We start from the raw sequence: 20,104 nt of genomic DNA on the forward strand, positions 1-20,104 counted from the left end.
AGTTGGCAAATAAGTGGCTGACACACCGCTTTCGCGAGCAAGCCCGCTCCCACAGGAGATTTCAGGCGTGCCGGTAATTGTCAGTCAGTACCGTACTTCGGCGAACGCGGGCCATACAGCAGGCCTGCGCGCTGACCGGCCGACAACAGGCGATTGCTCGCCACGCCGGCAATCGGGTATCCGGCATCGGTCGAACTGTTGATCACCTGCTTTACCGCGGCGGTGATCAGCATGCCGACCAGGCCGCCACCACTGTTGTTGCCGCCCTCTTCGCTCGACGCCCGTGCCGAACCGGTCCACAGCGTGGTGCCGGATTTCAGATCCACCAGTCTGGCGGTGGCGGTCACGGCGGTTTCGCTGCTGATGACCATGTAGCGCGTGCCGTACTCGGTCACGGTGATGTACAGCGCAGCGTCGGCGCCGAAGATTTCCTTCAGCTTGTTGGCCGGTGCCTGATGAATGTCATCCGGCGTGGTCAGGCCGTTCTGGCGGAAAGTTTCGTCCACCAGGGTGATCGGCAGCACGTAGTAACCGGCTTCGGCCAATGGGAACGTCACCTGCGACAGCAAGCTGTAGGAAGCCTTGACGTCCGGCGAGGTGTTCAGCGGTGGCAGCACCAGAATGGTCTTCGGGCGCGCCTGTTTGTACGCCGAATAGTCGACGGTTTTCGGTGCGACGCAGCCACCGAGTACGGTCAGGGCCAATCCGGCGGCCAGCAGTTTAAGGGTACGCGAGATCATTTGGCGTCTCCGGTCTTGGCGTTTTTAAGCAGAAAATCCATGTACGGGCCGGACTCGGGGAACAGCGCTTTCTCGGTGCGGAACTGCTGCACCATCTGATCGTCCTTGCCCATGCTCAGGTACAGCAGGCCCAGGTGCGCGTGGTAACCCGGCGGTACGGCCTTGCCGGTGGAACGGATCTTCTGCAGGTCGCGCTCCAGCACTTCGGCCTGGGCTTCTTTTGGCTCTTCGCCTTTGAAGTATTCGTAAACCTGCGGTTGGTAGTCTTCCCACTGGTACAGGGTTTTCGGGCTGCTGCAACCGGCCAGCAAGGCGCTGGCGGCCAGCGTCAGGGCCAGCAGCGACCGCGACAAAGTCAGATTCATGGGTGTTGCTCCTTGCAATGAATAGCGATCAGTTACCCGGTTTCCAGGCACCGGCGTTCATGCCATCAACCAGACGATTGATCGCCTCGCGCATGGCCAGATCGAGGACTTTGCCGTTGAGGGTGGAGTCGTAGGCAGCGGTGCCGCCGAAGCCGATGATTTCGCGGTTGGACAAGGCGTACTCGCCAGCGCCCTGGGTCGAATACACCACTTCGGACGTGCTGATATTGACGATGTTCAGGTTGACCTTGGCGTAGGCAACCTGGGTCTTGCCACGGCCGAGAATGCCGAACAGCTGATGGTCGCCGGTTTCCTTGCGGCCGAACTCGGTGACGTCACCGGTGACCACGTAGTCGGCACCCTTGAGGCGCTGGGCCTGGCCCTTGATCGCGGCTTCCTGCTGGATCTCGCCCATGTTGTCGCGATCCAGTACCGAGAAACGGTTGGTCTGCTGCAAGTGAGTGATCAGGATGGTCTTGGCCTGGCCACCGAGACGATCAACACCATCGGAGAAGATCCCGCGCATGTAGCTGGAGCGGTTATCGAACTTGCCCACCGCCATCGGTACGCGAGCACCGGTCCAGGCTTGCGTGGCGCTCTCGACCTTGGCCACCGGCAGTGCGCGGGAGCTTTCGGTGGCGCAGCCGGCAAGGGAGCCGGCGATAGTGCCGAGCACGGCAATCGCAACGCCTGAGACCAACATCCGGGAGATCATTCTCACTGTGCATTCCTTCTGAAAAAAACGGTGTGTCCCGGCACGGCAAGGCGATGGGGAGCGGAAAAGGGGCGGCATTATGACAAAGTGCCATCATTGGCGACAGATATTTTTGACGCCAATGAATTGGCTTGTCTGGACGCACACAAATCCCCTGTGGGAGCGGGCTTGCTCGCGAAGGCGTTCTGTCAGAGACATTTGTGCTGACTGACACACCGTCTTCGCGAGCAAGCCCGCTCCCACAGGGGGGATTTGTGGTGTTCTGGGTTTAGTGAAAATCGCGGCTCTGCACGCGAATGCCATCCAGCAGCGGACTCAGGTCGCTCAGCCGTCCGGCGATCAAATGCCTCACTTCGCCCTCGCGCTCCCAGCGGCCATCGACCCTGAGCAGTTGCGAGCCGACCAGCACCTGACGCTGACGCTCGGCCAGATCGCGCCAGACCACCACGTTGACGTTGCCGAACTCGTCTTCGAGGGTGACGAAAGTCACGCCGCTGGCAGTGCCCGGTCGCTGCCGCCCGGTGACCAGCCCGGCGACGCTCACCGGCCGACCGTGTTCGACGTCCAGCAACTCCCGCGAACTGCGGCAACGTCGCGCCTTCAGCTCGCCGCGCAACAGCGCCAGCGGATGCGGCCCCAGCGTGGTGCCGATGGTCGCGTAATCGGCTTGCAGGTCCTCGCCGACACTCGGTTTGGGCAGCAGCACATCGGGCTCTTCCTGACTCGGCAACCCGGCAAACAGGCCCAGTTGTTTCTGCACCCCGGCCACTTCCCAGCGTGCGCGATGCCGATGCCCGGCCATGCCGCGCAACGCGCCGGAGTCAGCCAACAGCGCCTGGGCGCGACTGTCGAGCGCGGCCCGCTCGCCCAGATCGGCGACATCGGCAAACGCCCCGCGCGCCCGCGCCGCTTCGATGCGCCGGGCGTCATCCTCGCGAAAGCCCTTGATCATGCGCAGGCCCATGCGGATCGCCGGCTGCGCGCCGCTGATCGGTTCCAGGCTGCAATCCCAGTCGCTGGCGCGCACGTCCACCGGACGGATCTGCAACTGATGCCGACGGGCGTCCTGAAGGATCTGATCCGGGCTGTAAAAACCCATCGGCCAACTGTTGATCAACGCGCAGGCAAACGCCGCCGGTTCGTGGCACTTGAGCCAACAACTGGCATAAGTCAGCAAGGCGAAACTGGCGGCGTGGGACTCGGGAAATCCATAGCTGCCAAAACCCTTGATCTGCTCGAAGATCTGCGCGGCGAATTCCTCGGTGTAGCCGTTTTTCTTCATGCCGGCGGCGAGGCGCTCCTTATGCGGCTCCAGGCCGCCGTGGCGTTTCCACGCGGCCATCGAGCGACGCAACTGATCGGCCTCGCCGGGGCTGTAGTCGGCCGCAACGATAGCGATCTGCATCACCTGTTCCTGAAACAGCGGCACGCCGAGGGTGCGTTTGAGCACCACTTCAAGTTCCGGCGAGGGATAGGTTTCCGTTTCTTCCTTGTTGCGTCGGCGCAGGTACGGATGAACCATCCCGCCCTGAATCGGCCCTGGGCGGACGATCGCCACTTCAATCACCAGATCGTAAAACTTCGCCGGTTTCAGCCGCGGCAGCATCGACATCTGCGCCCGCGACTCGATCTGAAACACGCCGATGGTGTCGGCGCGGCTGATCATCTCGTAGGTCGGTTTGTCTTTGTCTGGAATCGTCGCCAGGCTCAGATCCAGATGCCGGTGACGACGCAACAAGTCGAAGCAACGGCGGATGGCACTGAGCATGCCGAGGGCGAGGATATCGACCTTGAGCAGCCCGACCGCATCGAGGTCGTCCTTGTCCCACTGAATGATCGTGCGCTCGGCCATGGCGGCGTTTTCCACCGGCACCAGCGTGTCCAGCGGCTGCTCGGAAATCACGAAGCCGCCAGGATGCTGCGACAAGTGCCGGGGGAAGCCGATCAGTTGCCCGGTCAGGCTCAGCACCCGACGCAGCACCGGGCTGTCGGGGTCGAAACCGCCTTCCAGCAAACGCGCCAGCGGCGGTGTTTCGTCGCTCCAGTGGCCACAGCAATCGGCCAGCGCATTGATCTGATCCGGCGGCAGACCGAGGGCCTTGGCCACATCACGCACCGCCCCGGCGGCGTGGTAGGTGCTGACCACCGCCGTCAGCGCCGCACGCCGCCGGCCATAACGGCGGAACACGTATTGCAGGACTTCTTCACGGCGTTCGTGCTCGAAGTCGACGTCGATGTCCGGCGGCTCGTTACGCTCTTTCGACATGAAACGCTCGAACAGCAGCGTGGTGCGATCCGGATCGATCTCGGTGATGCCCAAGGCATAACACACCGCCGAATTGGCCGCCGAACCGCGGCCCTGACAGAGAATCTGCTGATCGCGGGCAAAGCGCACCACGTCGTGCACGGTGAGAAAGTAGCTTTCGTAGCCGAGTTCGGCGATCAGCTTCAGTTCCTTGTTGATCTGCCTCAGCACCTTGAAGGGCGCGCCTTTTTTCCAGCGCCAGGCGATGCCCTCTTTAGTCAGCTGACGTAGCCAGGAACTGCCGGTGTGACCCTCTGGCACCAGCTCTTTCGGATATTGATAGCGCAACTCGCTCAGCTCGAAAGTGCAGCGCCGCGCCAGTTGCACCGAGGTGTCGAGCAACGCTTGCGGATACAGCTCGCGCAACACGTCGAGGCTGCGCAGGTGCCGCTCGCCGTTGGGGTGCAGGCGCAACCCGGCCTCGGCCACCGGGACGTGATGGCGGATCGCGGTCATGGTGTCCTGCAGGGCGCGCCGGCCACGGGCGTGCATGTGCACATCGCCGCTGGCCACGGCGAGAATCTGCAACTGATCGGCCAGGTTCAGCAGGGCCGCCAACCGACGCTGGTCGTCCTGCCCGCGATGCAGCTGCACCGCCAGATACAGGCGCTGGCCGAAGGTCTGCTTCAGCCAGCGCCCCTCCTCCACGTCATCGACGCTGTCCGGCACCCACAGCGTGAGCAAACCCGGCAACGGCTCGCTGAAGTCCTCGCGCAGCACTTGGTACTGGCCCTTCTGCGTACGCCGTCGGGCCTGAGTGATCAAGCCGCACAAGGCCTGATAGCCCGCAAGGTTCTCCACCAGCAGTACCAGTTTCGGGCCGTTGTCGATGCGGATTTCGCTGCCGATGATCAGCGGCAGTTCAACCGATTTCGCCGCTTGCCAGGCGCGAACGATCCCGGCCAGCGTGCACTCATCGGTGATCGCCAGCGCCTGATAGCCGTGCTTTTTCGCCCGCTGGAACAGCTCAAGGGCACTGGAGGCGCCGCGCTGGAAACTGAAGTTCGACAGGCAGTGCAGCTCGGCATAGTCGTGGCTCATGCAAACCAGCCCTGCAGCCACAACGGACCGCCCTCGCCCACGGCCCGATAGGCCCAGCCCTGCTGACCGGCACGGTTCTGGATCAGGTAGTAATCGCGACGCACATCGTCACCGTCCCACCAGCCGGATTCGATGCGCTCCGGGCCCATGAGGATTCGCGCCGAACCTTCCGGCACACTCTGCGGCTCGCCGAGCAGCCAGCCCGGGCGCTGCACGCTCGGTAAACCTGTGCAACGTTGCTTGTCGACAGCGTTCTGCCAGGCGCATTCCGGGCGATGGTCGGCCTGGAAGCGCAGGCCCTGCACCGCCTCATCGCCGAGCCGCGCGCGCAGGCGTTCGCGCAATTGCTCCCAGGGCAAGGTCTGTTGCGGACGGTCATCGAACAGTTCCTGACACTGCGGCACAAAACTCGGCAGATCTTCGGCACGCAGGCGGAAGCCACGCACCGGGGCCTCGACCTGGACTTGCTCCAGTCGTCCACGGGCCAGCTCGAAAAGCATCGCCGGATCGCGCTCGGCGCTGAGCAGGCCGACCTTGATCAGCGTGTCCGGCAGCCCGGCGTGTTCCAGATGCAGGTCGAAACGCTGCACGCCGCTGTCACGCCCGCAGAGGAACGCCGACAGGTCCGCGGTCAAGCGGCGTAACGGGAACAGCAGCGCCTGATGGGATTGCACGTCGAAATTGAGTTCGATGCGCACATCGAAACGATCCGGCGGCAGATAGAACGCCAAGGCCAGCGGCCGTGCGCCGAACAGGGTGTCGAGATGCTTGAGCATCGACGCTTCGAAGCGCCGGGCCAGGGCCTGACGCGGCAGGCTCTGCAGTTGGTTCAGGTTGCGCAGGCCCATACGCGTCAGCGCGGTGGCGACCTGCGGTTCCAGCCCGACGCGGTCGACAGGCAACTGCCCGAGGTGATGCTGCAGGGCTTCGCCGTCCGGTACGACGAGGCCGTCGTAGGCGTTGGCCAGCACCCGCGCCGCCACCGGATTGGGCGCGGCGACGATGCGATGGCGGAAACCCAGTTCAGTCAGTTCCTTGCGCAGCCGCGCTTCGAACTGCGCCCAGGAGCCGAACAGACCCAGGCTCGACTCGATCTCGAACACCACGGTGCGCGGGTAATGCACGCTGACCTGCGCGCTGAACCGGTAAGCCCACGCGGCGAGAAACTGCTGCCAGCGCTCGACCTCGGCGAGGTCGTAATCGGCGGTGGCAAAGCCTTTGCTCAGGGCTTGCGCCGCGGTCATCGACTGACCGGCGCGCAGGCCGAGTTGACGCGCCGCCGGATTGACCGCTTGCAGCACCCGGCGCTGGGCCGGGCCACTGAGCAGCACCAACGGCTCAGCGGGATCGGCACGCTGACGCAGCACCGCGTCGAGGGCCAATTGCGGGAACAGAATACACACCCAGCGCATGACGACCTCAGTGCCCCACGGCAAACGCAATCGGCGCCGTGCGCGCCAGTCCGCCACGGCACTTGAGCACGCGCAACTGGGCCGGTCTGGCGTCGATGGCGATGCGCAACGCGGCCGGCGACGGATTGATCGCCTCGCTCAACGGGCGCCAGGCAAACGCCAGGGTCTGGCCGGTTTCCGCCGCCACCTGCAAGCGCCGCAACGCGCGGTCATCGGCCTTGTGCGGCCAGCACAGCACCGCACCGCAACTGCCCGAGCGCAGGCATTGTTCCGCCGCCCACAAGGCATCGCGCTCGCTGGCCTGAATCACCGACAACTGACGCAGATCGACCCCGGCGTTCGCCCACGCCTGCGGGTACGGCACGAACGGTGGTGCCACCAGCACGATGCGCTCGCCCGCCGCCGACAGCCGCGCCAGCGTCGGCCACACCAGTTGCAGCTCGCCGACCCCGGGGCCGGCCAGGAGGATTTCGCTCAGCGCCGCTTCCGGCCAGCCACCGCTGGGCAGTGCCGCATCCAGCGCGGCATGGCCGGTGGGTTGCGGGCTGGCCGTCGGCGGCGCAGGCCGGCCCTTCCAGACCTGGCCGCCATTGAACAGCGTATCGAGTGCAACGACGGCGCCCATCAGCCTTGCCTCACCAGACCGCAGAACACGCCTTCGATGGCCAGGTCCTGATCATCGCGCACGACAATCGGCTGGTACGCCGGGTTGCGCGGCAACAGCCGGACCTCATCGCCGACGCGCTCGAAGCGTTTGATCGTCACTTCACCGTCGAGCCGCGCCACGACGATCTGGCCGTTGAGCGCTTCGGGATTGCGCCGCACGCCGACCAGATCGCCGTCGAGAATGCCGTCCTCGATCATCGAATCGCCCTGCACCCGCAGCATGTAGTCGGGGGTACGGGAGAACAGCGCCGGGTCGAGCATCAAGCGGCTATGGATATCGGCATCGGCACCGATCGGCGCACCGGCGGCCACCCGGCCGAGCACCGGAATATCCAGGAGCTCCGGCCGCGCCGGCTGCCCGAGCAGGCGAATGCCCCGGGCCTGATGCGGATTGACCTCGATAAACCCGGCTTCGGTAAGCGCCAGCACATGCTTGCGCGCCACGCTGCGCGAGGCAAAACCAAAAGCCTCGCTGATTTCAGCGAGGCTTGGGGGCTGACCGTGTTCGGCGATGCGTTCGCGGATAAAGGTCAGGATGGCGGTACGGCGGGGAGTCAAATTGGTCATGGAGTACATTTGTACTCCTGTGGGATTTTACTGACAAGCACCGCCAGTCGGCCCAAGCCGACCTTCCACAAAGATCAAAAGATCGCAGCCTCGTTTCACTCGGCAGCTCCTAAAAAGGAGGCGACTCGGGACTGTGTAGGAGCTGCCGAAGGCTGCGATCTTTTGATCTTTTTAAAGATCGCAGCCTGCGGCAGCTCCTACAGGGGAACGGGGTGTCAGTTGAGGCCACGTTCGGCGAGGAAGGAGGCGATGTAATCGATGAATGCGACGACCTTGGCCGTGGCCCGTCGATGGCTCGGGTACACCGCGAGAATGTGCGGGCCGAAGGTGTCGGGGTCGATTTCATAGTCAGCCATGACCCGCACCAGACGCCCATCGGCAATGTACGGCGCGGCGCTCCACAGCGGCGTGTGCAGCAAGCCGCATCCGGCCAGCGCGCTGGCCAGCAACAGGTCGTAATTGTCGCTGCGCAAGCGCGGCGCCGTCGGTTGCGCCAGGCTCAGGCGCTGGCCGTCGCGTTCGGCCCACCAGAACTCGCGGCTGAGCAACGGATGCTGATACAGCAGCCATTCATGCTGTTCGAGGGTTTGCGGGGTGACCGGCAACCCTTTGCGCGCCAGATAGTCCGGGCTGCCGCACAAGGCCAGACGGTTGCTGCCGACCACCCGGGCAATCAGCCCCGGCAGGTCGTCATGGCCTTCGCGCAAGGCCAGGTCATAGCCGCTTTCCAGCAGATTGACGAACGCGTCGCACAGATCCACTTGCAGGCTGATCTGCGGGTATTGCTGCAAAAAGCCGTCGCACACCTGATCGAGAAACGCTCGCCCGTACGCCAGCGGTGCGGTGATTTTCAGGCTGCCGCGCAGACCGTGCTGCAACTGCTCGATTTCCTCGCTGGCCTCCTCCAGCCGCTGCAACACCAGCCGCGCGGTTTCCAGATAGACCCGGCCGATTTCGGTGAGCAGAATCCGCCGTGTGCTGCGCTCGAACAGTCGCGCGCCGAGTTCCGTTTCCAGGTGATTGACCGCTTTGGTCAGGGCCGACGGAGTCTTGCCCAGTTGCTCGGCCGCACGGCTGAAACTGCCGAGCTGTGCGGTGACCACGAACATTTTCAGTGCACCCAGCTTGTCCATGCTTTTTCCATTCAGGCAAAAACGTTTTTCGTGAGGAAGGCGTTCTGTCGGCCAGTGTCAGCCACTAATCTGGCCATCAGACGCAATAACAAGGAAATCTTCAATGAAAAGATTCATCCCGAGCCTGTTGGTTACCGCTATAAGTTTTGCCTCGATGGAAGCCATGGCCGCCACCGATCTGGTACTGGTCAACGGCAAGATTTTCACCGCCGATCGTTCACAACCGGAGGTGCAGGCGCTGGCCGTGGAAAACGGCAAAGTGCTGAAAGTCGGTAGCGACGCACAGATCAAGGCGCTGATCGAGCCCGGCACCCAGGTCATCGACCTCGGCGGCAAGACGCTGATGCCTGGCTTGATCGACAGCCATTCCCACGCGATTTTCGGTGGCCTGGAAATGGTCTCGGCCAACATGGAAGACGAAGTCGTCGCCCTCGATGAACTGGAAAAACGCCTGCGCGCCTGGCGTGACGACGGCAAGGCCAGACATGGCGATGTGCTGAGCATTGCCGGCATGAGTTCAGCGTACTGGGCGCAGGCCGAAGCGCTGGGCAAGACCTTCAACCACGGCGAATGGGCTGACGTGCCGGTGGTGTTCACCGGCAGCGATCACCACACCGCGTGGGCCAACAACGTGATGCTCAAGCGCGCCGGCATCGACGCGGCGTTGCTCAAGACCCTGCCCGCTGCGGAACAAGACACGATCGGCAAACTGGCCAGCGGCGAGCCCAACGGTTTTCTGGTCGATGCCGGTTGGGATCGGGTCGCCGCGAAAATGCCGGTGCCGAGCCCGGCCGATATGCTCACCGCGGCCAAATCCGCTGTGCGCTTCAACAACAGCCTCGGCATCACCGCGTGGATGGACCCCGCCGCCAACGCCGCACCGGGCGAGCCGGTCTTCGCCCTCAAACCCACCGAGAAAACCGTCGGCGTGCTGCCGGCCTACAAAGCGCTGTCGGAAAGCGGCGACATGAGCGTGCACGTTGCAGCGTTGCTGGTCGCCAACCCGAAAAGCCTGCCGGCCGATCTCGATACGCTGGATAAGGTGCGCCAGCAATTTCAGGGCATCCCCAACCTGACCCTGCCCGGAGTCAAGATCTTCGCCGATGGCGTGATCGAGTACCCGGCGCAGAGCGCGGCGATGATCGATCCGTACCGCAACTCGCACAAACAGGGCGAGCTGCTGATTGACCCGCAGCATTTCGGCGAACTGGTCAGCGCCATCGACCAGCGCGGCTGGCTGGTGCACATCCACGCCATCGGCGACCGTGCGGTGCGGGAATCACTCAATGGCATCGAACGCGCGCGCAAGGATCGGCAGAGCGGCATTACTCACTCGATCACCCACCTGCAAATGGTCAACCCAAAAGAGTTCGCCCGCTTCAAACCGCTGAACGTGGTCGCCTCGATGCAATTGCTGTGGGCCAGCGCCGATGACTACACCACCGACATGATCAAGCCCTACGTCAGCGCCCTCGCCTTCCGCTATCAATACCCGGCGCACTCGCTGCTGAAACAGGGTGCGACGATTGCCGGTGCCAGCGACTGGCCGGTGTCGTCGCCCAATCCGTTCAACGCCATGGCCCAGGCCATCACCCGCGTCGGCCCGTTGGGGGTGCTGAATGCCGACGAGCGTCTGGACCGCGAAACCATGTTCTACGCCTACACCGCCAACGCGGCGCGGACCATCGGCCTCGACCAGCAGATCGGCTCGCTGACGCCGGGCAAACAGGCCGATTTCATCGTGGTCGACCGCGACGTGTTCAGCGTCGACGAAAAAGCCCTGCATGACACCCAGGTTCTGCAAACCTGGTTTGGTGGGCGTCAGGTCTACACCGCCGCCCAATAACAACACTGCCTTTCCCTTGTAGGAGTGAGCCTGCTCGCGATGACGGTATGTCAGCCGGCTTCATTGTTGAATGACATACCGTCATCGCGAGCAGGCTCACTCCTACAGGTTTCGCGTCCAGCCCCTAAAACAATCACAACACCGGGACTTCTCCATGAAAGCCTTGCCCCTGTTCGCACTCGGTTTTTCCAGTTTGCTGCCCTTGAGCAGCCACGCGATCCCCCTGAACGACGACTTCGCCTTGCTGGTCGACCTGACTCTGGCCAGCGACTACCGGACCCGCGGCATCTCGCAAACGCAAAACGATCCGGCCCTGCAAGCCGGTCTGACCCTGACGCACAGCAGCGGTTTGTACGCGGGTGCCTGGAGCTCCAACGTCGATTTCGGCGATGGTCTGAAAACCCGTCAGGAAGTCGATTACTACGCCGGCTGGCTGTGGCAGGCCACCGAGGACGTCAGCCTCGATCTGGGTTACCTCAAGTACGCCTACCCCAAGGAAAGCCAGTTCAACCAGAGCGAGGTCTACGGGATTCTCGGCGTCTACGGGGTGAAGCTGGCGGCGTATTACTCCAGCGATGCGCCGGGGGTCGACAGCAAGCAGAGCTCGCTCTACACCTATGTCGGTTATGAAACCGAGCTGCCGTTCGATTCCGGGCTGAAACTGCGTTACGGCAACATGGACTTCAAGGACCCGCACCTGTACTCGGCGTCCGGGCATGGCGAGAACAGCTATCGCGAATGGGAGGTCAAACTGACCCACAATCTGGCCGGGGTGGTGTTGGGCCTGAGCTACATCGACACCGATCTGTCGCAGAGCCAGTGCCTGAGCAACTGGGGATTCAAGGATGTGTGCACCGCCACTGTCGTCGCCAGCCTGAGTCAATCCTTCTGAAAATCACGACTCCCCTGTGGGAGCAGGCTTGCTCCCCCAGATGATTGTGGTGAAGCTAAGAACCAAGTTGTGCCAGGTAGTCCCACGGGTAGATCCCGCGTTGATGGCCGTCGCTGAACACCAGTTGCACGCCATACCCCTGCGGGTTGATCTCGATCAGACGAACACGGTCATCCACCTGCGGAGTAACACCTTTCAGGCGAAACGCACGGCACTGCGAGCACGGGCACTGGCGGCGCAGTTCGGCGTGATTGAACAGCGACTCGCGGCCGTCCGGCCAGCTCAGGCGCAGGGTCTGCTCGCTCTGCGAATTGCCCAGCGACAGCGGGTTCATTGCAGCTGACTCAAGGCAATCCGCACCGCTTTGCGCACTTCCGGATCACCGTCATCCTGCGCCGCCTGCAACGCCGCCACCGCGCCGCGATCATTCAACTCACCGAGGGCCAGCGCGGCTTCCTTGCGCAGGTTGCTGATGCGATGGCCGAGGGTCTCGATCAGAGCGTCCAGCGCCGGTGCAAAACGCAAACGACCAAGACTGCGGGTGGCGCGCAAGCGCACTTGCCAATAGTCATCGCCGAGGGCGGCGATCAACGCCGGACCGGCGTCGCTGTGGCCGACTTTGCCCAGCGTCGTGGCCGCTTCTTCGCGCACTTGCCAGGCAGCGTCCTGCAGTGCCTCACGCAGGGCCGGCAGCACTTCGGCACCGGACGCCAGACCGAGGGCACCGGTGGCGGCACGGCGCACTTCGGTGTCCGGGTCGGCGCTGGCGAGTCGCGCCAAGGCTGGCAGTGCTTCGAGCTGTTTGAGCCAGCCCAGAACGCCCACGGCTTCGCGGCGTACGTTGGCGTCGCTGTCGTTGAGTGCCGCAATTGCAGCCGGTGCGGCCTCGGCGAAACGCAGTTCGCGCAAGGCACGGAACGCGGCGATTCGCACACTGACTTCGGCGTGATCGGTCCACGGCAGAATTACCCGGCCTGCCGCTTCGGTTTTGAGCAGACTCAGGCTTTGCGCGGCGGCCGCCTGCACGGCCGGAGACGGATCGGTCAGCGCCTGACACAGCGCAGCCACCACCGGTTCGTCCTCCCAGGCTTCCAGCAGCCGCGCGGCTTCGGCGCGGACTTCTTCGGCGGGATCTTCGCTCAGTTTTTCAACCAGCCACAGCAGGCCGTCCGGCTCTTCCAGATCAGCCAGTTCGATCAGGGCAATGCGTCGTACACCGGCATCGTCAGCGGTCAGACGCGGTTGCAGGGCAAGGATGTCGTCGTTATCGGTCACAGCAAAAAATGAGGTCATAGGGCAAATCGCGGCAAAGGGTTTTCGGGAGGCAGGCCGAGCGGGTTGAGGCGCGGCAGCGGTCGGGGGTTGTCGTGGCGCAGCAGGTCGAGGCAATGGCGTTTGAGGCTGGAGAATTCGGGGCTGGTCACCAGTTCGCTGGTACGCGGACGCGGGAAGTCCAGGCGCAGGTCCTCGATGATTCGCCCCGGTCGCGCGCTCATCACCAGCAAGCGATCGGCGAGAAACAGCGCCTCGTCGATATCGTGAGTAACGAACACCACGGTGGTGCGGATGCGCGTCCAGATGTCCAGCAGCAGTTCCTGCATGTTCAAGCGGGTCAAGGCATCCAGCGCACCAAACGGTTCGTCCATCAACAACAGCCGTGGACGGTTGACCAGCACCCGCGCGATCTCGACCCGTTGCTGCATGCCGCCGGAGAGCTGGTCGGGCCAGCGTTCGGCGAAGCCGTCGAGGCCGACCAGTTTGAGCATTTCGTCCGCCGCGCGATGCCGTTCAGCCTTGCCGATGCCGCGCATCTTCAGGCCGAAAGCGACGTTGTCGCGCACCGTGCGCCACGGAAACAGCGTGTGATGCTGGAACACCATGCCACGTTGCGGCGACGGCCCGGACACCTCACCACCATCGACTTTGAGGCTGCCGGCGTGGGCCTGCAAGTGCCCGGCCAAGGCGCCGAGCAAGGTCGATTTACCGCAACCGGACGGGCCGAGAATGCACACGAACTGGCCCGGCTCGATCTGACAATCCAGCCCCTGCACGGCTTCGAAAGCGTGTTGGCCTTCGCCGAGAACGATCGACAACTGGCGAATATCGATCCGCCCTTCGGGGGTTTGCATTGCGCTCATCAGGCTTTTCCTCGTGGTCGGTGCCAGGGCGTGAACAGCCCACCCAGACGCTTGATCAGCAGACTGCTGCCCATGCCCAGCACACCGATCAGCAGCATGCCAACGACGATGTCGGCGTAGTTCTGAATGGTGTAGGACTCCCAGGTGTAGTAACCGATGCCGAACTGGCCGGAGATCATTTCCGCCGTGACCAGACAGAACCACGAGGTGCCCATGCCGATGGCGAGGCCAGTAATGATGCTCGGGGCGGCACCCGGCAAAATCACTTCCAGCAGAATCGCCCGGCGCCCTGCCCCGAGGCTTTTTGCCGAGGCGATCAACCGTGGGTCGACCCCTTCCACCCCGTGCACGGTGTTGAGCAAAATCGGGAACAACGCACCGGTGAAGGTGATGAATACCATCGACAGCTCCGACGACGGGAACATCAGGATCGCCAGCGGAATCCATGCCACCGCCGGAATCGGACGCAGCACTTCGAGTGGTGGCAACAGCAGGTCTTCGGCCCATTTCGAGCGGCCGATGGCGAGACCCAGGGCGATGCCGATGATCAATGCCGCGAGATAGCCGGCGAACACGCGGCTGAGGCTGGCAGTCAAGTGTTGCAGCAACTTGCCGGAATCGCCCAGACCCAGCGCCGCTTCGATCACGGCCAGTGGAGTGGGCACGTTGGCGAAGGTGACCAGGCCAAGGTTCCAGTGGTGGCTGGCGGCGAGTTGCCAGAACAGCAGGCAGAGCAGCAAAGAAGCGGCCCTTGGAACCTAGCGTGAAAATGATCGGTACACAATTTTTCCTCTCAACCGAGATCCCCCTTGTGGGAGCGGGCTTGCTCGCGAATGCGGGGTGTCAGGCAATCATTTGCTTACTGATACACCGCATTCGCGAGCAAGCCCGCTCCCACAAGGGAATGTGGTGTGCCTAAGATCAGCGCACGGCCACAGCCTGGGCCGTGGCATCGGTGAAATCGAAGACCTTGCCACCCTGCGCCGCCGCATATTGCTGGGCCTGGCCCTTGAGCAGAAACGCGCTCAGGCGGCCCTTGGCATCACTGGCGAACCACGCCTGATCGGCGAGCAACTTGATCCCGCTGTCACTGGCCTGGGCATACACCGCGCGGATGTTTTTGCCTTCCTGCTTCAACGCGGCCAGCGCAGTGAAAGCGGATTCCGCCGAGGCGTACTGGCGCACCTTGTCTTCGCCGCGCACCCAGATTTCGGCGACGTGACTGAAGTCAGTGATCGCTTTACCGCTGGCCGCATCCAGCGCTTTCAACGGCGTCTGCGCGTAGTTGGCGAGTTGCGCGGTGTAGTCCAGATTCGAGGCCTTGAAGGCGGCGCGGATGTACTGATCATCGATGAAGGTGTTGAGGTCGAGGCCGCGATCCGCCTTCTTCAGCAACTTCAGGGTGTCGATCGCCGTACCCACCGCCTGACGGTATTCCGGCTTCCAGCTCAGGTCGCGGGTCTGTACGCCGAGCGGGCCGTGGAACAAGTAGTTGACCTCGGCATCGACGCCGGTGACCTTGGCGATCAGCTCGCTGTATTTCTCCGGGTCGGCGGCGAGCAACTGGTTGGCCTCGATGCTCGCACGCAGGTAGGCAACGACGATTTCCGGGTACTGTTTCGCGTAGGCCTGATCGACCAGCGCACCGTGGAAAGTCGGCGCGTTGGCCTGGGCGCCGTCGTAGACCTTGCGGGCGAAACCACGGCTCGGGAACAGCTCGGCGAACGGCACGAAATCGGCGTGGGCGTCGATCTTGCCGGCCTGCAACGCGGAGCCGGCGACTTCCGGTGGTTGAGCGATGATGTTCACGTCTTTCAGTGGATCCCAGCCCTGCTCCGCCACCGCGCGCAGCAGCATGCCGTGGGCGGTCGAGGCGAAAGGCACCGAGATGGTCTTGCCCTTGAGTTCGCTCAGCGCCTGCACCCCGGACGCACTCGGCACCACGATGCCGTTGCCGCTGCCCTTGATGCTGCCCGACAACACGCTGATGAACAGGCTGTGCTTGCCGGCGGTTTCGAACGCCACACCGTTGAACGCGCCTGGGAAATCGGCCATGGCGCCGAAGTCGAGTTTGCCGGCGACCATCTCGTTGGTCAGCGGTGCGCCGCTGGTGAAGTTCTTCCACTGCACGTCGTATTTCGCGTCTTTATAGGCGCCGTCGTGCGGCAGGTATTTGTCGAGCAGACCGAGCTCACGAATCAACAGCCCGCCGGCGGCGCAGTTGATGGTGGTGTCCTGGGTGCCAATGGCGATGCGGATGGTTTCGGCCGAGGCCGACAGGGTGAATGAAGCCAGTACCAGACCGGCGATTGCTGCACGCAACATGATGTGTTTCCCCTCGAATCATTTATAGGATGTTCGTCTCCGCCGCGATCAGGGCGCGGTGGGAAACGAGGGGTTTCGGTGAATCCAGCGTCCGGGGTTTCCGGATGGCTTTGGGTTGTCTGGGCGGGCCTCTTCGCGAGCAAGCTCGCTCCCACAGGGTTTTGGCGTACTCAATTTGTGCAGTAACTCGATCCATTGTGGGAGCGAGCTTGCTCGCGAAAGCGGCGTATCTGTCGACATCATTGCTAAATGACCCACCGCTTTCACGAGCAGGCTCGCTCCCACATTTCGAGCAGGATCAGCGCAGGAGATAAGGGATGTCGACCTTGACGGCACCAGTCGGGCAATCCTTCTCACACGGCATGCAGTACCAGCATTCATCGAACGCCATGTAGGCCTTTTGTGTGGCCGGGTTGATCGCCAGCAGGTCCATCGGGCAGACGTCGACGCACACGGTGCAGCCTTTTTCGGCGATGCATTTGTCCTCGTCCACGGTGACCGGGGCGTTGGAGCGGAAGAAGATTTCCTGGGCTTGATAGGCCATGGTTCGGACTCTCTCTGGTGATGCATCAAGCGGCGAACGCGCCCACCCGCAATCGGTCGTAAGCCTGCATTTCTTCGGCATCGAGCGGGATGATGTACGGCTCGACGGGTTTCTTGAAACTGGTCATGCGGCCGTCTTCACCCTTCTTCAGATGGCAATGGCAGAACCACTCGCTGTCGTTGCGCTGCGGGTGATCGACGCGGTAGTGGTACAGGCCCCAGCGGCTCTCGGCGCGGAACAGCGAAGCGCGTGCGGCCATTTCCGCGCAGTCGCGGATCACGCTGGTTTCCATGGCGCGCATCAGCTCGTGAGCGTTGTTGGCTTTCATCTGCTCGAGGTCGCGTTCGATGTCGCTGAAGCGCTGCAGACCGATCTGCATTTTTTTGGTCACTTTCGGCGGTTGCAGGTAGTCGTTGACGAAGCGTCGCAGCTTGTACTCGACCTGCGCCGGCGGCAGCCCGTGCTCTCGATCGAGCGGTGCGTAGACCCGCGCTTGCTCCTTTTCGATCTGTGCGGCATCCAGCGCGGAAAACTCACGCCCGGCGACAAAATCCGCCGCGTTGTGCCCGGCGAACCAGCCGTAGGTAAACGCGCCGAGCATGTAGTTGTGCGGCACGGCGGCCATGTCACCTGCCGAGTACAAACCTTTCACCGAGGTCTCGGCACGCTCGTTGACCCACACCCCGGACGCCGAATGGCCGCTGCAAAAACCGATCTCCGAGATGTGCATCTCGACCATCTGCGTGCGGTAATCGGTGCCGCGATTGGCGTGGAACTGGCCGCGACTCGGGCGTTCGTTGCTGTGCAGGATTTCCTCGATGTTCTGGATGGTTTCCTCGGCCAGGTGATCGAGCTTGAGGAACACCGGGCCGTTGCCGCTTTCCAGTTCCTGGTGGAACTCCCACATCATCTGTCCGCTCCAGTAGTCGCACTCGATGAAGCGTTCGCCCTTGTTGTTGGCGGTGTAGCCGCCGAGCGGGCCGGTGACATAGGCGCAGGCCGGGCCGTTGTAGTCCTTGATCAACGGGTTGATCTGGAAGCATTCGAGGTTCGCCAGCTCGGCCCCGGCGTGATACGCCATCGCGTAGCCGTCGCCGGCATTGGTCGGGTTTTCGTAGGTGCCCATCAGGTAGCCCGAGGACGGCAGGCCTAGGCGACCGGCCGCGCCGCAGGCGAGGATCACCGCTTTGGCCTTGATCACATGGAAGTCAGCGCTGCGGCAATCGAAGCCCATCACGCCGTTGACCGCGCCCTCCTCGTCGGTCAGCAAACGGGTACAGACCAGACGATTGGTGATGCTCACCCGTGCACGTTTCAACTGGCGGTAAAGGACCTTTTTGATGTCGTGCCCTTCCGGCATTGGCAGCACGTAGGCGCCCATGTGGTGGACTTTTTTCACGGCGTAATCACCGGTCTCGTCCTTCTCGAACTTCACGCCCCAGCGGTCGAGTTGCTCGATGGTTTCGAAACTGTGAGTGGCGTAGGCGTACACCGCCGCCTGATTGACGATGCCGTCGTTGGCGATGGTGATTTCCTTGGTGTACTGCTCCGGCGTCGAGTGCCCGGGGATGATCGCGTTGTTCAGGCCGTCCATGCCCATGCTGATCGCGCCGCTGCGTTTGACGTTGGCCTTGTCGACCAGCAGCACGCGCAAATCACGGTTCTTCTCTTTGGCCTTGATCGCCGCCATCGGGCCGGCGGTGCCACCGCCGATCACGACGATGTCGTATTCCTGCTCTAAGGTCTTGCGGGTCATGTCACGCCCCTTTTTGCCGGTCGATCCGCAGGCGGTACTGGAACGCATCGCCACGGTAGTAAAGGTGTTCGAAGTCCAGCGGCTGGCCGTTGGCGTCGTGGGTCAGACGCTCGATGCGCATGATCGGCGAGCCGGCCTCGACGTTCAGCGCCTGGGTCAGGTCGCTGTCAGCCAGCACCGCGTCGATCGCCAGATCGGCGTGACCGAGGGCGATGCCGCAGTCGTTTTCCAGAATCAGGAAGATGTCGCGAGTCACCAGATCGGCCTTCTCCAGCCGTTCGCCGATGGCTTTGGGCAGGTAGGTGATTTCCAGCGAGATCGGTTCGCGGTTGATCAGCCGAACACGTTTGATCTGCGCCACGGTCTCGCCTTCGGCGACTTGCAGGCGCTCGGCGACACGTTTGTCGGCGGGGATGAATTTGAAACTGCGCAGACGGTTGATCACCTCGTAACCGCGCCCGGTCATGGACTCGGCGAGGCCTTGCAGGCTGCTGACGTTTTGAAAGGTTTTCGGCTTGGCGACGAAGGTGCCTTTGCCGTGGATCTTGAAGATCAGCCCTTCTTTCTGCAGATCACCCAGCGCCTGGCGCACGGTGATGCGGCTGACTTTGAACAGCGTGCCGAGTTCGCTTTCGGACGGCATCTGGCTGTCTTGCGGGTATTCGCCGTCGAGAATGCGTGCGCGCAGGACGTCGCGCAGTTGGGTGTGCAGCGGGACACTGGGTAAGGAGAGAACGTTATCGGTCATCACGGGATCACTTGTTATAACGAGTTATGACGTGATCTTAGAGACGTTATGACAAGCTTGAGAAATACCGAATGGGCATAACCTTAGACACGACGACACACAGACCTTTGTGGGAGGGGGCTCGCTCCCGAAGGCGGTGTGTCAGGCGATGGCGGTCCTCGCGCCGATCCGCGACAAAGCTCCAGCAGCCCATGCCCAGTGCCCCGCAGGCGAAGCGCCAACTGGCACTGACGGCATCTTCGGCGGCGTACAGACCGGCCTGGCGCGCGGTGAAACCGGCGACTTCGACGATATCGCCGAGCAGGTACTGAAACAGGTCAAAACCATGGCTGGCGAGGTCGGCAAAGTAACCGCCACCGGCCACGTTCGGGTCGGTTCGCCAGTTGGCGCTGCCGTCCAGATCCGCCGCCGAGGGGGCCTTGGTCAGCGTCCAGCTCAGGTGCCGCACCTCGCCGATGCGGCCCTGCGCCAGCCATTGGCGCACTTGGGCAAAACGCGGCAACGAGCGGCGGTAGTAGGAAACGAACAGGTGCAAACCGGCGTCGGCAAACGCCTGCTGCATCTCGCGACTTTGCCCGGCGTTGAGCGCCATCGGTTTCTCGACGCAGCAATGCTTGCCGGCGGCGGCGACTTTCAGGCTGTAGGCGTGGTGGTTGTCGGGGGGCGTGGCGATGTACACCGCGTCCACCTCGGGGTCGTTGATCAGTGCATCGACATCGGTATAAACCCGAGCGATGCCGTGGCGCGCGGCGTAATCGGTCACCGCTTCAAGGCGGCGGCCCATCACCGCCACCAGCGCCGAGCCGGGCGCTTTGTAGAAGGCCGGCCCGCTCTTGCGTTCCGTGACGCTGCCGCAACCGATCATGCCCCACCGCACCACGTCCATGCTCAACTCCCTTTGATTGAAACAC

The 20,104-nt window shown here is 63.0% G+C and carries 18 protein-coding genes and 1 pseudogene; 2 read left to right on the forward strand and 17 right to left on the reverse strand.

Annotated elements, in window-relative coordinates:
* Window positions 1-80: 80 nt before the first annotated feature.
* From ACVHNU_RS12180 to ACVHNU_RS12215, 8 genes are all read right to left on the reverse strand, one after another.
* Entirely contained in the window at window positions 81-740 is a 660-nt protein-coding gene (locus ACVHNU_RS12180; protein WP_003225580.1) for a DUF799 domain-containing protein, read from the reverse strand.
* Window positions 737-1,105: a DUF4810 domain-containing protein gene (locus ACVHNU_RS12185; protein ID WP_003225593.1), complete on the reverse strand. Its 369-nt coding sequence runs from the start codon at window positions 1,103-1,105 to the stop codon at window positions 737-739. The genes ACVHNU_RS12180 and ACVHNU_RS12185 overlap by 4 nt, the downstream gene beginning before the upstream one ends.
* A gap of 28 nt (window positions 1,106-1,133) precedes the next feature.
* Entirely contained in the window at window positions 1,134-1,820 is a 687-nt protein-coding gene (locus tag ACVHNU_RS12190; RefSeq protein WP_262143421.1) for a CsgG/HfaB family protein, read from the reverse strand.
* A 268-nt stretch (window positions 1,821-2,088) separates the two neighbouring features.
* Window positions 2,089-5,166 (reverse strand): error-prone DNA polymerase, encoded by a 3,078-nt coding sequence (locus tag ACVHNU_RS12195; protein WP_473019838.1) that lies wholly within the window; start codon window positions 5,164-5,166, stop codon window positions 2,089-2,091.
* Window positions 5,163-6,578: a Y-family DNA polymerase gene (locus tag ACVHNU_RS12200; protein ID WP_003225598.1), complete on the reverse strand. Its 1,416-nt coding sequence runs from the start codon at window positions 6,576-6,578 to the stop codon at window positions 5,163-5,165. The genes ACVHNU_RS12195 and ACVHNU_RS12200 overlap by 4 nt, the downstream gene beginning before the upstream one ends.
* 7 nt (window positions 6,579-6,585) lie before the next feature.
* Window positions 6,586-7,203 (reverse strand): translesion DNA synthesis-associated protein ImuA, encoded by a 618-nt coding sequence (gene imuA, locus ACVHNU_RS12205; RefSeq protein WP_139053725.1) that lies wholly within the window; start codon window positions 7,201-7,203, stop codon window positions 6,586-6,588.
* Window positions 7,203-7,820: a transcriptional repressor LexA gene (gene lexA / locus ACVHNU_RS12210; protein ID WP_003225601.1), complete on the reverse strand. Its 618-nt coding sequence runs from the start codon at window positions 7,818-7,820 to the stop codon at window positions 7,203-7,205. Before lexA ends, imuA begins: the two co-directional genes overlap by 1 nt.
* A 206-nt stretch (window positions 7,821-8,026) precedes the next feature.
* Complete coding sequence (locus ACVHNU_RS12215; protein WP_473019839.1) at window positions 8,027-8,944, reverse strand: LysR family transcriptional regulator; 918 nt, start codon at window positions 8,942-8,944, stop codon at window positions 8,027-8,029.
* A gap of 103 nt (window positions 8,945-9,047) precedes the next feature.
* On the opposite strand from ACVHNU_RS12215, the gene ACVHNU_RS12220 reads away from it, so the two are divergent.
* Both ACVHNU_RS12220 and ACVHNU_RS12225 read left to right on the forward strand, forming a co-directional pair.
* Window positions 9,048-10,790 (forward strand): amidohydrolase, encoded by a 1,743-nt coding sequence (locus tag ACVHNU_RS12220; RefSeq protein ID WP_262143382.1) that lies wholly within the window; start codon window positions 9,048-9,050, stop codon window positions 10,788-10,790.
* A 154-nt stretch (window positions 10,791-10,944) separates the two neighbouring features.
* Window positions 10,945-11,682 carry a TorF family putative porin gene (locus ACVHNU_RS12225; RefSeq protein WP_473019840.1) on the forward strand — a complete coding sequence of 246 codons (738 nt, stop codon included), beginning with the start codon at window positions 10,945-10,947 and terminating at the stop codon, window positions 11,680-11,682.
* A gap of 55 nt (window positions 11,683-11,737) precedes the next feature.
* On the opposite strand, the gene ACVHNU_RS12230 is transcribed toward ACVHNU_RS12225, so the two are convergent.
* From ACVHNU_RS12230 to ACVHNU_RS12270, 9 genes and pseudogenes are all read right to left on the reverse strand, one after another.
* Entirely contained in the window at window positions 11,738-12,016 is a 279-nt protein-coding gene (locus tag ACVHNU_RS12230; protein WP_473019841.1) for a DUF971 domain-containing protein, read from the reverse strand.
* Window positions 12,013-12,975 (reverse strand): HEAT repeat domain-containing protein, encoded by a 963-nt coding sequence (locus tag ACVHNU_RS12235; protein ID WP_473019842.1) that lies wholly within the window; start codon window positions 12,973-12,975, stop codon window positions 12,013-12,015. The genes ACVHNU_RS12230 and ACVHNU_RS12235 overlap by 4 nt, the downstream gene beginning before the upstream one ends.
* Window positions 12,972-13,820, reverse strand: a complete 849-nt coding sequence (locus tag ACVHNU_RS12240) for an ABC transporter ATP-binding protein (protein ID WP_473019843.1) — start codon at window positions 13,818-13,820, stop codon at window positions 12,972-12,974. The genes ACVHNU_RS12235 and ACVHNU_RS12240 overlap by 4 nt, the downstream gene beginning before the upstream one ends.
* Complete coding sequence (locus ACVHNU_RS12245) at window positions 13,820-14,560, reverse strand: ABC transporter permease (RefSeq protein WP_473019844.1); 741 nt, start codon at window positions 14,558-14,560, stop codon at window positions 13,820-13,822. The genes ACVHNU_RS12240 and ACVHNU_RS12245 overlap by 1 nt, the downstream gene beginning before the upstream one ends.
* 181 nt (window positions 14,561-14,741) lie before the next feature.
* Window positions 14,742-16,148: an ABC transporter substrate-binding protein gene (locus tag ACVHNU_RS12250; protein WP_473020067.1), complete on the reverse strand. Its 1,407-nt coding sequence runs from the start codon at window positions 16,146-16,148 to the stop codon at window positions 14,742-14,744.
* A 295-nt stretch (window positions 16,149-16,443) separates the two neighbouring features.
* Window positions 16,444-16,689, reverse strand: a complete 246-nt coding sequence (locus ACVHNU_RS12255) for a 4Fe-4S dicluster domain-containing protein (RefSeq protein ID WP_003225615.1) — start codon at window positions 16,687-16,689, stop codon at window positions 16,444-16,446.
* Between the two features lie 25 nt (window positions 16,690-16,714).
* A complete protein-coding gene (locus ACVHNU_RS12260; RefSeq protein WP_003225617.1) occupies window positions 16,715-18,445 on the reverse strand; it encodes a fumarate reductase/succinate dehydrogenase flavoprotein subunit in 1,731 nt (576 codons plus the stop codon).
* A 1-nt stretch (window position 18,446) separates the two neighbouring features.
* Window positions 18,447-19,193: a GntR family transcriptional regulator gene (locus tag ACVHNU_RS12265; protein WP_027613658.1), complete on the reverse strand. Its 747-nt coding sequence runs from the start codon at window positions 19,191-19,193 to the stop codon at window positions 18,447-18,449.
* Between the two features lie 151 nt (window positions 19,194-19,344).
* Window positions 19,345-20,079: pseudogene (locus ACVHNU_RS12270) on the reverse strand (Gfo/Idh/MocA family protein); the annotation flags it as partial.
* Window positions 20,080-20,104: the final 25 nt, after the last annotated feature.

The organism is Pseudomonas sp. Ors-4-3C, assembly GCF_055755035.1.

Bases quoted from the DNA above. Each gene is read 5' to 3' on its own strand.
- ACVHNU_RS12190 (WP_262143421.1), bottom strand. From the start codon at position 1,820: ATGATCTCCCGGATGTTGGTCTCAGGCGTTGCGATTGCCGTGCTCGGC.
- ACVHNU_RS12185 (WP_003225593.1), bottom strand. From the start codon at position 1,105: ATGAATCTGACTTTGTCGCGGTCGCTGCTGGCCCTGACGCTGGCCGCC.
- ACVHNU_RS12260 (WP_003225617.1), bottom strand. From the start codon at position 18,445: ATGACCCGCAAGACCTTAGAGCAGGAATACGACATCGTCGTGATCGGC.
- ACVHNU_RS12255 (WP_003225615.1), bottom strand. From the start codon at position 16,689: ATGGCCTATCAAGCCCAGGAAATCTTCTTCCGCTCCAACGCCCCGGTC.
- imuA (WP_139053725.1), bottom strand. From the start codon at position 7,203: ATGGGCGCCGTCGTTGCACTCGATACGCTGTTCAATGGCGGCCAGGTC.
- ACVHNU_RS12220 (WP_262143382.1), top strand. From the start codon at position 9,048: ATGAAAAGATTCATCCCGAGCCTGTTGGTTACCGCTATAAGTTTTGCC.
- ACVHNU_RS12265 (WP_027613658.1), bottom strand. From the start codon at position 19,193: ATGACCGATAACGTTCTCTCCTTACCCAGTGTCCCGCTGCACACCCAA.
- ACVHNU_RS12195 (WP_473019838.1), bottom strand. From the start codon at position 5,166: ATGAGCCACGACTATGCCGAGCTGCACTGCCTGTCGAACTTCAGTTTC.
- ACVHNU_RS12180 (WP_003225580.1), bottom strand. From the start codon at position 740: ATGATCTCGCGTACCCTTAAACTGCTGGCCGCCGGATTGGCCCTGACC.
- ACVHNU_RS12215 (WP_473019839.1), bottom strand. From the start codon at position 8,944: ATGGACAAGCTGGGTGCACTGAAAATGTTCGTGGTCACCGCACAGCTC.
- ACVHNU_RS12235 (WP_473019842.1), bottom strand. From the start codon at position 12,975: ATGACCTCATTTTTTGCTGTGACCGATAACGACGACATCCTTGCCCTG.
- ACVHNU_RS12225 (WP_473019840.1), top strand. From the start codon at position 10,945: ATGAAAGCCTTGCCCCTGTTCGCACTCGGTTTTTCCAGTTTGCTGCCC.
- ACVHNU_RS12230 (WP_473019841.1), bottom strand. From the start codon at position 12,016: ATGAACCCGCTGTCGCTGGGCAATTCGCAGAGCGAGCAGACCCTGCGC.
- ACVHNU_RS12200 (WP_003225598.1), bottom strand. From the start codon at position 6,578: ATGCGCTGGGTGTGTATTCTGTTCCCGCAATTGGCCCTCGACGCGGTG.
- ACVHNU_RS12240 (WP_473019843.1), bottom strand. From the start codon at position 13,820: ATGAGCGCAATGCAAACCCCCGAAGGGCGGATCGATATTCGCCAGTTG.
- lexA (WP_003225601.1), bottom strand. From the start codon at position 7,820: ATGTACTCCATGACCAATTTGACTCCCCGCCGTACCGCCATCCTGACC.